We start from the raw sequence: 12,864 nt of genomic DNA on the forward strand, positions 1-12,864 counted from the left end.
TGCGATCAGTTCGCAACCTTTCCGGTGCTCCGCGGCTCATTTTCCCGATGAAGCGGAGTGCCGGAAAACGGAGCTGGCAGCGCGGCCAGCAATTGCTTGGACAGCAGTGGTGCCACGGCATAGACCGGGGCACCGGCGGCAAGCCCGTTGGCTTCGAGATAGTGGCCGGTCACCGCGCCGGCACAGGCGGCGAGATAAAGCCCGCCCACCGCGTCCCAGGGGTTCATGTGCGGTTCGAGGTAGCCCTCGAGCCGGCCGGCTGCGACATGAGCGAGGCAAAGCGCACCAGCTCCCAGGCGGCGATGCTCGGTCCCCACTGCCGTGAGGCCTGCGATGACATTGGCGGCAACTTCCGAGCCATGGCGTGACGAGAAGCCAAGGCCGATCACGGCTTCGAGGAGATCGGTTTCCTGCGAACATGAGACCTCGGCCTCATTGACGCGGACGACGCCATCCGGGCCGGCGTGAAACAGCTCGTTCTGAACCGGATCGAGGATCCACGCTGCAACAGGCCGGCCATCCGACAACAGCGCCAGCGAGATGCAGAAATAGCCAAGCTTTCGAGCGAAATTGACCGTGCCGTCGATGGGATCGATCAACCATGTGTAGCCGGCCGACGACGCTCCGCCGCCCAGCTCTTCGCCGATGATGTTGTCGTGCGGAAAGGCATTGCCAACTTCCGTCCGGATCATGCGTTCGATGGCGAAGTCGGTTTCGCTGACGAGGTCGCCGGGAGATTTGCTCGACACTTCGATAGACGGAGCTGCATAGGCGGCAAGGGCCAGCCTGCCGGCTTCGGCTACAAGAGTGTTAGCCAGCGAAAGACGTTGTTCGAGGTTCATTTCTGCCCCCTTGTGGTGTTGCGGACAATCAGCTGTGGTGGGCAGTAGATGACGCCGTCGGCGCTCGGGGTCGGCACCGGGCTCGCCATATGCAGCTCGGATTGCCGGTGATTTTCGATATGGCCGACAACGGCGGCCACCATCGTATCGAGCGGCTGCTCGAACGTGGTCAGCCGATAAGGCGCCCAGGCCGACGCCGGCAGATTGTCGAAGCCGACCAGCGACAGGTCCGAGGGAATTCCAAGCGCGCTCGACCTGAGTCCGTCGATAAACCCCAGCCCCAGCGCGTCGTTTGTCGCAAACACCGCGTCGGGACGCCCGGCTGCAGACAATTCGAGCAGCCGCCGCGCGCAGGCACCTCCTGCGTCGGTGGACATCGCGTCGTTGCACCAGATCTCTGGCTCGATACCGCGATCGCGTGCCGCGGCGACAAAACCCTCGGTGCGGCTGCGGCTGGCCCAGCTGTCGGCGGGTCCGGCGAGGACGAGAAGGCGTTGCCGTCCCTCGTCGGCCAGCACCGTCGCCGCATGACGGCCGCCGAGCCTGTTGTCTGTTGCGATGGCAAAGGCCCGCTCGTGATTTGCCGGGCGGTTGAGCGCTGCCAGGAACTGGCCGCGCGACAGGATCGCCTCGGCCCGCGCCTTCTGCACCACGCCGGCCGTCACGACGACGCCTCGTGTGCGCCAGCTGATGGTCTCGGCAAGCAGGCGATCGACCTCCTCGTCGCGTTCGGCGTGAAAAAGCAGTGGCTGCAGGTGGCGCTCCTCGAACGCCTTCAACAGGTGAGAGAGCACCTGGGCGCGCCAGTCGAAGCTCAGTCGGGTGGTGATCACAGCGACAAGCGGTGCATCGCCTGTCACCATGCTCGCCGCCAGCGCATTGGGCTGCCATCCGATCTCTGCGGCTGCCTTGAAGATTCTTTCCCGCGTGTCTGCCGCAATCCGGCCATTGCCGCTGAACGCGCGGCTGACCAGCGCTTGGGACACGTTGGCCGCCCGGGCAACATCGCGCGACGTGATGGTGTTGAGCTTGTCGGAACGAGGTCGGGTCATGGCCCCAGCTCCCCTATCCGGGTAATACGTATTACCAGCCTTGCTGTGATTTCGTCGGTGACCATTGCGCTTGCCAACTGTTTGGATGCGCGACTCCTAGCCGGCCATTGTGACAGGCAGATTACGTCCGAGGAAAACGTGGACGCCGTTGCGTTGGGCGCGACCCGCCCGGTGCGATACTGCGAATGAAGTGCGCAACGCTGGAAAAGTCCATCCGTTGATGATAGTCGCCACGAGATCAGGATTTTCGCAGGCGAGCGTTGGCGCGCCACCGGGCGCGACCGAGCGTTCCAACCGCACCAGTTATTGGATCGTCAGGCCAGTCAAATTTTGCTGCACCACGCCCCAGGCGCGGCACCTGCCCCGGCCGGTACTCTCGCGCCGTTCGAGTTCGTCGACCAGCCTTGGCGAACCGGCTTACCCAGTCTGTGTCAGCTCGTGAGAGCCTGTTCTATGCGGCGCGCCGTAGCCAGTATACTCTCGCCCAGCTTGGCCAAATGCGCTTCAGACGCAGCGTCCGAGGGCAATCCAAAGCTGATGGCTGCTTCAATGTCGCTATGACCCTGCGCTATCTTCGCGCCGACAGTGACAACTCCCGGAAAGAGTTCGCTCCTGATCAATGCGTAACCATTCTTTCGCGCGAACTCTATCTGAGCATCGAATTCAGCAAGAAAGGTTTCCCCCACGGCATTGTCTTGAAATACGCGATCCTTGAACTCTTTGAGACGTGCTTCGGACAAGTCCGCCAGAATCGACAGCCCCATCGCCGTAGCGACCAGAGGCACCTCCGTACCGGGTGCCAACCTGATGCTGCTCCGGCGCGCCGCGGAGAAGTCGTAGAGGTAAACGATGCTCGTATCCTTGCGGACGCCCAGGAAGCAGTTGACGCCTAGCCGTTGACCAGCCTCCTGCAGGATCGGCTTGGCCACGGCCTCGGTCTTCATTGTTTCGGTGTAGCTCTGGCCGACACGGTAGCTTTCGATTCCGATGATGTACTTGCCGGTCGCGGGGTTCTTTTCGAGAAAGTTGCGATGGCGAAGGGTGGCTACGAGCCTGTGCGTAACCGTCGAGCTGAGGCCGAGAATATGCCCGATCTCGCGCAGGCTCAGCTCACCGTTCGTCTTGGCCACGAGCGACAGGACATCCAGCCCGTTCGCGAGAACAAGACTGGTGCTGGTGTCCTGCTTGCGCTCGGCGGGACCGGTCTCTTGCAGAAATGTTTCGCTTTCGCTGTCCTTCGACACTTTGACCTTGCCTGTTCATGCGTCATGCGGAGAGTCCGGCGGCCAAAGATCATGGTCGCGCCTGAACGACAAGTCTCGGAAACAAATATCTTTTTGAGCGCCATTCAGAGCAGATTCGGAAATGACTATCTCGCGCGCCGTGTGCGCCGGCAATAGCGACGCCGGGCACGCCGTACCCGCCACCGCCGCCGTCAGGACCGGAGCTCGCGTCCGTACTGACGATACGGATCGTCCAAACCGTCGGGCATCTCGACCACTTCGCGCGTGCGACAGTAGCTGCGGCCGGCGATGCGCCCGAGCGGCTTGAGCTTCCGATGATCGACCCGATGCCCGGATACCAGACCGGCTCGCGCATGCACCGCCACCACCTCGCCGGCAATCAGGGTAGCCGTTTCCCCGAACCTTTCCGTGCGCTGCAACCGGCACTCGAACGACATCGGCGAGGCAGCAAGGCGTCGTCCGTCGATCGTCGTGCAATCCAGCGTGTCCAGACCGACGATCTCGGCTTCGCTCTGGTCTGAGCGGAACGGAAATGCACACGCCTGCGTCGCCTGCGCGAGATCCTCGTCCACCACGTTAATCACGAATTGCTGCGTGCGAAGAATGTGCGCATGGGTATCCTTGATACCGTCGCTGTACTGGCCCGACACGATGCCGAGGATCGGGGGCGTCGCCGACAGGATGATGAACTGGCTGAACGGGGCGACGTTGACTAGACCCGTCGGTCCTATTGTCGACACCAAGGCGATGGGCCGCGGCACGACCGACGCGGTCAGGAACTTGTAGCGGTTAAGCGGCGTCAACGGATTGAGATTCACCTGCTCGAAAGCGGCTTCGCCGAATGCGGAAGACATGTCACTCATGGTTGAAGAAGCGCCTCGATGAATGGGGATAGCGTTTGCTGCAGAAGGCGCGCGCCGTCAGCCTCGTATTCCGGCGCGCCATAGTCGTTCTCGTCGCGGACGAGAAGGTAAGCGTTCATGGCGATTTCGATCTGAACGGAATCAATTCCGGCCTTTGGGTTGCCGAAATGACGCGTGATCCATCCCCCTTTGAAGCGGCCGTTCGATACCCAGGTGAAGGGCGACTGTTCGGCAACAGCCTCGAGCTTCGCCTGCACCCGCGGCAAACAGGATCGGCCGTCATCGGTGCCGATGTTAAGGCCTGGCAACGTGCCGTCAAAAAGGCGCGGAATGCGCGGTCGGATCGAATGGCAATCCAGCACCGCGACCCGCCCGTGCCTTGCGCGCAGGCGTTCGATCTGCTCGCCCAACGCTCGGGCATAGGGCTCATGGAACAGGCGACGACGGCACTCGATCTCGTTGGGCGCAGGTTCGGAGCCGGGTCGGTAAAGTGGCGTCCCGTCGAAGTCCGTGGTCGGGCATAGCCCCGTGGTGGCCTGACCTGGATAAAGGGATTGCCCGTCCGGGGGACGGTTCACATCGATGATGCTTCGGGAGATATCTGTCCGGACCACCGTGGTGCCGGCGGGCAGGATCGGCCGGAAGACCTGATGCAGATGCCAGTCCGCGTCGCGTGTCGTGAGCTTTGTGTTGGCGAACCCTGCCGCAAACTCGTCAGGAACCGTAGTTCCGGTATGAGGCAGGCTGACGATGAAAGGGAGATTGCCTTCGACGACCTCCAGCCAGTCCCCTCCTCCGCGCAAGGAGGCCTCACCCATGGGTAACGCCGCCGCTGAAGGTTTCGAAGATCGCCACCACTTCGTCGAGTTGATCGGCGCCGGTGAAGAAGTGGTCGGCGCGCAGGCCGCACACGGGCGCGGCCTTCAGTCTGCGAGCGTTGACCGGCTCGAGCGCCGTGCGGATGAAGCCGGGCACGTCGAACGGCAGCTCGGAATTCGTCGAAAGCACCTTGAGCGGGCCAAAATGCTTGCGTTCGAGCGACGCAATGCCGAGCGCGTGCCATGTCTCGACGTCGATTACCAGCGAGAAGCCGAACTGGTCGCGCGTCACGGTGCAATATTTCGCGGTCGACTTCTCGAGGGCCGAAACGGCCACGGCGAGGTGTTCGACGGGAAGGTCAACGAGATAGTACTCTTCCGGCCAGACTTTGACCTGCATTGTCTTCCAGGTTTCGATCGGATCGTATGCCATTGCTTTCGCTCGCAGTTTGCTTCAACCGATGACGGCGGTCGAACGTGTGAAGAATCGAATGCTTTCGTCGCCGAGTTCACCGACGCCGGCGCCGGAGCCCTTCCAGCCACCCGCGGGCAGGCCGACGGACAGACCGGGGGTCGAGTCGTTTATCTTGACGGTGCCGACCTCTGCCTCTGCTGCGAAGCGGCGGGCCTTGGCCCGGTCGGTGGTAAAGACGCACGCAGCCAGCCCATAGTCGCTGTCGTTGACGCAGGCGATCGCATCCGTCAGATCGGACACTTGCGTCACGGCGAGGATGGGGCCGAAGAATTCCTCACGCATCAGGTCGTCGTCGCGCGGGACGTCGTAAAACACAGTCGGCGCGAAGAAGGCGCCGCCCGTGCTGTCGCCGACCGTCGTCAGTTCCAAACGGAGCTGAGGGATGCCACGTGCCAGCGCAGCCTCGCGAACGCCGTCGAGCTCCCGACTTTTGTCACTGGAGATCACCGGACCGGCGACTGTCCGTTCGCTCTGGGGATCGCCGAACCCGAGGGCGGACACTGCCTCAGACAACAGACCCAGGAACGCGTCGGCGACCTCACGCTCGACATAGACGCGCGAAACCGCCGTGCACTTCTGCCCCGCGAAACCGAAGGCGCCATAAGCGATCCGCCGGGCAGCGTGCCGAAGATCCGCGTCCGCCGCTACGACAGCTGCGTTCTTGCCGCCCATTTCGCACTGGATCGCGCCTTGCCGCTGCAGCACCGTTTGGCGGATCTGCTGTCCGACGGCGGTCGAACCGGTGAAGCTGACCGCCTGGACACGGGGGTCGGCCACGAGGCGGCGTGCCAAGTCCGAGCCTTGCTCGTAGAGCGGCGTCAGGACGTGGTCGGGAAGGCCAGCCCGCACCGCGAGATCGGTGACCAGAGCCGACGTCTCCTGGCAGAGCGGCGACGGACGCCATATGACGACGTTGCCAGTCACCAGGGCACCCGCGATCTTCTGGACCGGACTGGACAGCGGGTAGTTCCAAGGGGTGATCAGCCCGACCAGCCCCTGCGGCTTCAAGAGGACTCCCCCTTCAGGAAGGCTTGAAACTGCACCGACTTGAGCGGTCCGACCCCAAAGAGGCCAGCCCGCAAAGTATTCCAGCATCCGCACCGAAGCGTCGACTTCCGCTCGGGCTTCCCCAAGAGGTTTGCCGACCTCGCGGATCAGCAACTGGGCGAAACGCTCCTTCTCGACGCTAATCAGTTCGGCGAGACGCATGAGTATCCTGGCGCGGGCCTCGACAGGCATGCCGCGCCATTCGGGCCGCGCCTTGCGGCCGTTCTCGATGATACGGTCGAAGCTCGCCGGATCGGTCTGCAGGTTGGCACCCGTTGGCACTGAGGACAGGGCGACCGTCATGCCGAGTTCCTCGGCACCGTTCCGGCGCGGTCCGGCTGGGGATGGCCCAGGAACGGAAGCGGTCGGTCTGCCGAGACGGCAATCACGAAGTGACGCAGCGCCTCGACATATCGTGGATTGCCGGCGAGATGCTGCTTCAGCGTCCCCCCCTCCGGCACGGTCAGGTCGGCGGGATTGAAGAAGGCGCTTTGGATGATGTGGCGGGCGCCCATCGACTGCAGGATGGGACGCACGCCGTAGTCGAGCGCCAGCGCGTGGGCCAGCGATCCCCCCGTTCCGACGGGCCAGACGACCTTGTCGGCCATGCCGTACTGGGGAAGCGTGTCGATGAACGACTTCATCAGACCAGACAGCGAAGCCTTGTAGATCGGGGTTCCGATGACGACGCCATCGGCGGCCTCGACAGCCTCGATGGCCGCCTGCAGGGTCGGTTCGTTCAAGTCCCCCGACAAGAGCGCTTCGGCGGGGATGTCGTTCAGAGAAACCAGCGTCCTGCCGATGTTGTCGGGGAGTTCGTTGAGGATCTGCGAGACGACCGCGGCAGTGGAAGATGGTCGCGAAGGACTTCCGACCAGGGCGACGACGCGGAGAGGCATGTCCATTAGCTGTCTCCCTTGGTTGCGGTGCGCTGCCAGAAGACGACGCGCCTGTATGTGAAACGGACCAGGGCGGTCATCACGGCACCCAGGCAGGACAGCGAGATGATGCAGGCAAAGACGATCGGTAGGTTGAATGACACCGAGGCTGCCTGGATGACGCTTCCCAGGCCCTTTTGGGACGCGATGAACTCGCCCACGACCGCGCCCAGCAGTGCAAAGACCACCGCGATCTGCAATCCGGCGAAGAACGAGGGTAGAGCCGTCGGGATCTTGATCTCGAAGAACATCCGCCAGCGGCTTGCGGAGAAGGCACGGTAGAGGTCGACAAGTTCGATCGGCACGCTTCGCAGTCCGGTCACCGCGTTGACGAACATCGGAAAGAAGCAGATCAGCGCCACCAGCACGACCTTGCTCGCCATGCCGAAGCCGAACCAGACAATCAGCAGCGGGGCGAGCGCGACCTTGGGCATCGACTGCAGCGCGATGATGTAGGGGTAGATGCTGCGATCGACGATCTCGAACTCGACGACCAGGGCGGCCAGGACCACCGCGACCACGCAGCCAATGATGAAGCCGAAAATCGTCTGGAAAAGCGTCGTGAAGAGATGCTCCCAGAGTGTGCCGCGAACGATGTAACCGTCGATCAGCGACTGCACCACTGCCCAGGGCCTGGGAAGGATGAATGCCGCGTCCGGCCCCCGGGAAGCGAACTCCCAGGCGGCGATGATCAATATGAACGTCACCAGAGGCGGAAGGTATCGTCTGATTGCGCTCATGGCCTTGCGTCCGTCTGGTTCTTGTGATCCCCGAGAAAGTGCGCGCGCAGATGGCTGCTGAGCTGCCCGAACTCCGGCAGGGACTGGGTGTCGGCGTTGCGAGGACGAGGCAGGTTCACGTCGATAATCTCGACCACCCGGGCCGGACGGGCGGAGAGAACGACGATGCGGTCGGCGAGGAAGATCGCCTCCTGGATCGAATGGGTGATGAAGAACACCGATTTGCGCGTGTTCATCCAGATCCGCTGGAGCTCAGCACCCATATGCTCACGCGTCATGGCGTCCAGCGCCGCGAAAGGCTCGTCCATGAGCAGCAGCTTCGGCTTGTGTATCAGGCCGCGGCAGATGCCTACGCGCTGTTGCATGCCGCCCGACAGTTCATGCGGATAGGCCAACGCGAAGTCGGTCAGGCCTGCGATCTCCAGGAGTTCGTCGCACCAGTCCTTGTACTTCTCCGCGGGCAGCTTCAGCGCCCGGATCGGCATCATCACATTGTCCCGAACCGTCTTCCAAGGCAGGAGCGTCGGGTTCTGGAACACGATCCCGACCTCCTTGTTCGGACCGTCCAGTTCCTGCCCCTTGAAAAGGAGCTGGCCAAGGGTCGGCTTCAGCAAGCCTGCTATGAGCCGAAGCATCGTCGACTTGCCGCAACCGGAAGGACCCAGCACGGCGACAAACTGCCCGTCCTCGACCTCCAGGGTGAGGTTGTCGATGGCGCGGGTTTCCCCGCGCCTCGTGGAATAGGTGACGCCGACGTTGGAAAGGCTAAGAAACGAGCCGGCAAGGTTGGGGTTTTCGGTCAAGGCCATTGGCACTACTTTACCTCTTTGGCGAGCTTGACGATGTCGTCCTTGTTGAAGTCGTTGAAGGCGGGAACCAGTTCGTTGGTATAGTAGAGATCCAGCGATACGTTGGGGTCCGTCACGAGACGGCCCAGTTCAAGAGCCTCAACCAGACTCGTCCAGTCGCCCTTCGAGAATTCACCGTACTGACCCGGGATATCGAGCAGCTTGGCCAGGCGCGCTTCGAGAACCTTCTTCTCGGTATCGAGGGCCGCGCTTTCCTTGTCCGCAGTCGGCGCCAGTTCGGGATAAGCCTCCCAGTAAGCGCGAATGCAGCCCTCGATGTTTGCCTGGCAGGCAATGTTCGACTCCGCCAACACGCGGCCGAAACGCGTCCAGTAGTCCTTGTGCTCGGCATAGCCGGACTTCAGGATGGAAATCCCATGGCTGGACCCGGCGAAGTTTCCAGGCATTTCCAGCAAGCGGATCGGCGTTCCTGCAAGCTCGAGCCGCTTATGGGCGGTGTCGAAAAGGTTCAGAACGTCGATCTGGCCGCTCTTCAAAGCCTCGTATGCCGCGGCGCCGACACCCACGGCCTGAAAGCTGACGTCGTCGGGAGAAATCCCCGCCCCTTGCAAGATTGCCTTTGTGGTCAGCACGTTGGACGAGCCTAGCGCAAGAACACCGATCGTTTTCCCCTTCAGATCGGCGAGCGACTTGATGTCCGAATCCTCACGAACCGCCAGCTCCCAGATCGAGTTCGGAATGTAGTTGTAGATGAAGAAGACACCGAGATCGGCTGCGTTCGGCTGATGGGACAGGATGGCGGGTTCAAGCCCGGAATAGGCGGCGTCGATGGCTCCGGCATGGAGTTGCGGGACGATCACGCCCGAACCCGTCAAGACGACAATGTCCAGCTCCAGCTTCTCTCGCTCGAAAAGACCAAGCTTTTCGGCGAAGACGAGCGGCGCGACGCCGGAATTGATAGCCGACGGCCAAGCAAAGCGCACCGGCTCGGCGCTTGCGGCTGATGCGAAGCCAAAGAATGTGGCCGCCATCAAACTGGTCGATAGCACACGTGAGATCGTCATTTTTCCTCCTCAGTTTGTATCGGTCGTGCTGTGGTTCAGTTCATGTCTCTTGCAGCACACGCCGCGCTCCAGGGCGTCATTACATCCGGCTGGCCTGTCGCGACATGATTTGTGATCTTCAGGACGGATGGGCATCCAAAGTTGAGCGGCGCCGCGGCGTGTTCGCAAACCGTGACGTTGTTGATCTCCGCAAGCCTTCGTTTGACATCCTCGGCGATGCGTCGGTCGACGACAATCTGTTCGGTCGCGGAAACGTCGATCCGCGGAAGGTGCGCCGCTTCCTCCGGGGTAAGGGAGAAAACCGCGAGATCCGCCAGGTGGCTCAGCACGGCCGGCAGAATCCGCCGCCCACCCGAGGCACCGAGGCTGAGAATGTCGCCCGCGGCGGTTCGACAGATCACTGGCAACATGTTCGATTGGGGGCGAACGCCGGCACCGATCGAATTCGGTTTGCCAGGTACCGGATCGAACCACATCATGCCGTTGTTCATGAGGACGCCAGTCTTGGGCAGGACAACTGCGCTGCCCATCAAACCGAGCAAGGAAGTCGTGAAGGCGATCGTCAGCCCGTCTGAATCGCACGCGTTCAGGTGCGTCGTGCAGGTTTGACGCTCGTTTTCCGCCTTGATCCCCTCGATCCGCCGGCGTGAAGCCTGCGTGAGGACACCAGCCAGATCGGAAAACCATTCGGCATTCCGGGCCGAGGGAACCGTCAATTCCGGTAGAACCTCACGCAACATGCCGCCGCCGCAATCGGACGATGGCAGGAACAGGCGATGGCCTCCCCAGTCCATGTGTTCGGCAGTGTCAAACGAAGCGTCGGCCGCCTGCATATCTGCGAACGACATCCGTGATCTCACGGCTGCCAGGTCGTCAACGAGAAGAGAGGCCAGTTCCCCCTCGTAGAAGCTGCGCCACCCGTCTCGCGCAAGCATCTCCAAGGTGCTGGAAAGAGCGCCTTGCGGGAGAAACGACGGGTTGCCCTTTTCAGCGCCGACAGGCGGCAAGCCGTTCGGAAGATAGATCCGTGCGGCCTCCTCGTACTGCCGCAACAGATGTCCCATCTGGGCGATCTTGACCGTCGAGAACCAATCCTTCGGCATGCCCCTTTTGGCGCAGGCGACGGCTGGAGCGACGACCTCCGCCCAAGGCAGACGCCCGAAGCGATCATGAAGCCGTCCCAGGCCGGCAACGGCCTTCGGCACGCAAAAGCTCAGTGGACCGTGAACATTCCGGTCGCCCTCGACTTTTGGCCAGCCGAAAATCTCCGGAGACGAGCCCCCGCTCAGGGGGTAGTCGGCGATATCCACCGCGACCGGGGCAACCGGCCCAAAGTCGAGCGACCAGGCGGCATCGTCGGGTTCTCGTATCACTGCATAGCCGATACCGCCGAGCCCGCTGTTCCATGGCTCCACGACCGCCAGAACGAGCGCGGCGGCAACCACGGCGTCGGCAGCGCTTCCGCCCATCTCGAGCATGGCGCAACCAGCGAGGCTCGCCTCCCGGGATTGGGAGACGACGACGCCATTCGAGCCAGACGCAGACGGCTTGGTGACGTTCCAGTTCTGCGTCAGATGCAGCGAAGGACCTGCCACGGCGAGCCGATTCATCAGAGCCCAGCTCCGAAGCGTTGTTCTGGGCGACGATCCGGCCAGGTCTCCATGACGGGAATGACGTGCTTGCCGAGCACCTCGATGGTCGCCTTGTTGGTTTCGTGGCCCATTCCATCAACGCGCCAGATAAGATCGTCGACGCCCATATCGTAGAGCCTGCGGGCCGTCTTCAGGATCTCGTCCGGGCTGCCGGCCATGATGTAGGGCGACGTCTCGATCAGGAAGTCGATGTTTTCCGCATTCTCCTTAACCTCCTGAATGCGGCTCATATACTCGTAACCCTCGGCGGTCTGACCGAGCTTCGTCATCCAGCCGATGATCACTTTGAAGAAGTCGATCGTGTTCTTGCGCGTCAATTCGCGGGCACGCTTGGAATCCTCGTGGCAACTTGTGCCGACGGAGAAGGTCGCGAAACGCGACGTGATGGAACCCACAACCGGCTCCGCCTTCGCCATCCCGCGCTCATAAGCCTCCAGACAGTTGCGAACATAGTCCCAGCCCAGGATGCCGAGGCCTGACATCACGCCACAGCCGGCAGCACCTGCCTGCTCATGGGACTCGGAACTCGTTGCCGAGAGGTGGACGGGGATGGGACGGCGCGAGGGCGTCCAGGGCGAAATCCGCCGCTTGGGAATGTCGTACAGATCCGATTTGTACTCAAACCATTCCTCCGTCAGCGCCTTTCCGATGATGTTCAGGAACTCATCGCGGTATTCACGCGTACGGGACGGGTCGATGCGGAAAGCCTCGAGCGTGTACGGATTGTTCGACCTGGCGCCGCCAAGTTCGAAGCGTCCGCCCGACAGGATATCGAGCGTGGCCGCCTGCTCCACGACACGCAGAGGGTGGTTGAATGGCAGAAAATTGACGGAGGAAATGCGCAGCTTGATCTTGCTCGTGCGCGCCGCGACGTAGGCCAGGCAGACCTCCGGCGCTGAAATGATCGCTTCACCCTTGGCGAAATGATGCTCGGATTGGGCATAGGCGTGGAAGCCGTTCTCCTCCGCGAGAACCACCTCGTCGCTGATCTCGCCCAAGCGTTGGTCCCAGCTTGTCCCCGCCGGACAGATAGCCTCGTGAAACAGGATCGCCTTCATCAATAAATTCCTTATATAGGGATTTGTATTTCGATATACGGAACTTTTGAGAATTCTGTCAAGGTCAGAATTCAAAGCGCGGCGGTTTACGTCATGAACTTTCGGCGTGACTCGGTCCGCTGTCGGCTAGGAAGAAGTTCAGGGCCGACGACGCCCGTCGCAGCCATTTCAAATCGCAGGTCAGCGATCGCGCCGGCCTCGCCGGGGCTCCAGCCACACTTTAGACATGGCAAGCTTCACCCAAAGCGGCTAGGTCATGCAC

The 12,864-nt window shown here is 62.1% G+C and carries 14 protein-coding genes; all 14 read right to left on the bottom strand.

Features of this window, described 5'->3' with window-relative positions; translation table 11 throughout:
* Positions 1–5 precede the first annotated feature (5 nt).
* On the bottom strand, positions 6–842 hold the full coding sequence (locus GGQ99_RS19490; RefSeq protein WP_183263821.1) for an inositol monophosphatase family protein: 837 nt from the start codon (positions 840–842) through the stop codon (positions 6–8).
* Positions 839–1,894, bottom strand: coding sequence for a LacI family DNA-binding transcriptional regulator (locus GGQ99_RS19495; protein ID WP_183263822.1), 1,056 nt, complete (start codon positions 1,892–1,894; stop codon positions 839–841). Before GGQ99_RS19495 ends, GGQ99_RS19490 begins: the two co-directional genes overlap by 4 nt.
* A gap of 303 nt (positions 1,895–2,197) precedes the next feature.
* Positions 2,198–2,296 carry a helix-turn-helix domain-containing protein gene (locus tag GGQ99_RS26445; RefSeq protein ID WP_183264001.1) on the bottom strand — a complete coding sequence of 33 codons (99 nt, stop codon included), beginning with the start codon at positions 2,294–2,296 and terminating at the stop codon, positions 2,198–2,200.
* A 29-nt stretch (positions 2,297–2,325) separates the two neighbouring features.
* Positions 2,326–3,138 (bottom strand): IclR family transcriptional regulator domain-containing protein, encoded by an 813-nt coding sequence (locus GGQ99_RS19505; protein WP_183263823.1) that lies wholly within the window; start codon positions 3,136–3,138, stop codon positions 2,326–2,328.
* A gap of 191 nt (positions 3,139–3,329) precedes the next feature.
* Positions 3,330–4,001: a flavin reductase family protein gene (locus tag GGQ99_RS19510; protein ID WP_183263824.1), complete on the bottom strand. Its 672-nt coding sequence runs from the start codon at positions 3,999–4,001 to the stop codon at positions 3,330–3,332.
* Positions 3,998–4,819, bottom strand: coding sequence for an N-formylglutamate deformylase (gene hutG, locus GGQ99_RS19515; RefSeq protein ID WP_183263825.1), 822 nt, complete (start codon positions 4,817–4,819; stop codon positions 3,998–4,000). The genes GGQ99_RS19510 and hutG overlap by 4 nt, the downstream gene beginning before the upstream one ends.
* Positions 4,812–5,252, bottom strand: coding sequence for a hypothetical protein (locus tag GGQ99_RS19520; protein WP_183263826.1), 441 nt, complete (start codon positions 5,250–5,252; stop codon positions 4,812–4,814). Before GGQ99_RS19520 ends, hutG begins: the two co-directional genes overlap by 8 nt.
* 21 nt (positions 5,253–5,273) lie before the next feature.
* Positions 5,274–6,644: an aldehyde dehydrogenase family protein gene (locus tag GGQ99_RS19525; protein WP_183263827.1), complete on the bottom strand. Its 1,371-nt coding sequence runs from the start codon at positions 6,642–6,644 to the stop codon at positions 5,274–5,276.
* On the bottom strand, positions 6,641–7,246 hold the full coding sequence (locus tag GGQ99_RS19530; protein ID WP_210307961.1) for an NAD(P)H-dependent oxidoreductase: 606 nt from the start codon (positions 7,244–7,246) through the stop codon (positions 6,641–6,643). Before GGQ99_RS19530 ends, GGQ99_RS19525 begins: the two co-directional genes overlap by 4 nt.
* Complete coding sequence (locus GGQ99_RS19535; RefSeq protein ID WP_183263828.1) at positions 7,246–8,019, bottom strand: ABC transporter permease; 774 nt, start codon at positions 8,017–8,019, stop codon at positions 7,246–7,248. Before GGQ99_RS19535 ends, GGQ99_RS19530 begins: the two co-directional genes overlap by 1 nt.
* Positions 8,016–8,828: an ABC transporter ATP-binding protein gene (locus GGQ99_RS19540; protein WP_183263829.1), complete on the bottom strand. Its 813-nt coding sequence runs from the start codon at positions 8,826–8,828 to the stop codon at positions 8,016–8,018. The genes GGQ99_RS19535 and GGQ99_RS19540 overlap by 4 nt, the downstream gene beginning before the upstream one ends.
* A gap of 5 nt (positions 8,829–8,833) precedes the next feature.
* On the bottom strand, positions 8,834–9,892 hold the full coding sequence (locus tag GGQ99_RS19545; RefSeq protein WP_183263830.1) for an ABC transporter substrate-binding protein: 1,059 nt from the start codon (positions 9,890–9,892) through the stop codon (positions 8,834–8,836).
* Positions 9,893–9,927: 35 nt separating this feature from the next.
* Positions 9,928–11,502: a gamma-glutamyltransferase gene (locus GGQ99_RS19550; RefSeq protein ID WP_183263831.1), complete on the bottom strand. Its 1,575-nt coding sequence runs from the start codon at positions 11,500–11,502 to the stop codon at positions 9,928–9,930.
* Positions 11,502–12,602: an LLM class flavin-dependent oxidoreductase gene (locus GGQ99_RS19555; protein ID WP_183263832.1), complete on the bottom strand. Its 1,101-nt coding sequence runs from the start codon at positions 12,600–12,602 to the stop codon at positions 11,502–11,504. The genes GGQ99_RS19550 and GGQ99_RS19555 overlap by 1 nt, the downstream gene beginning before the upstream one ends.
* Positions 12,603–12,864: the final 262 nt, after the last annotated feature.

It is taken from the genome of Aminobacter niigataensis, assembly GCF_014200015.1.
GTDB lineage: Bacteria > Pseudomonadota > Alphaproteobacteria > Rhizobiales > Rhizobiaceae > Aminobacter > Aminobacter niigataensis.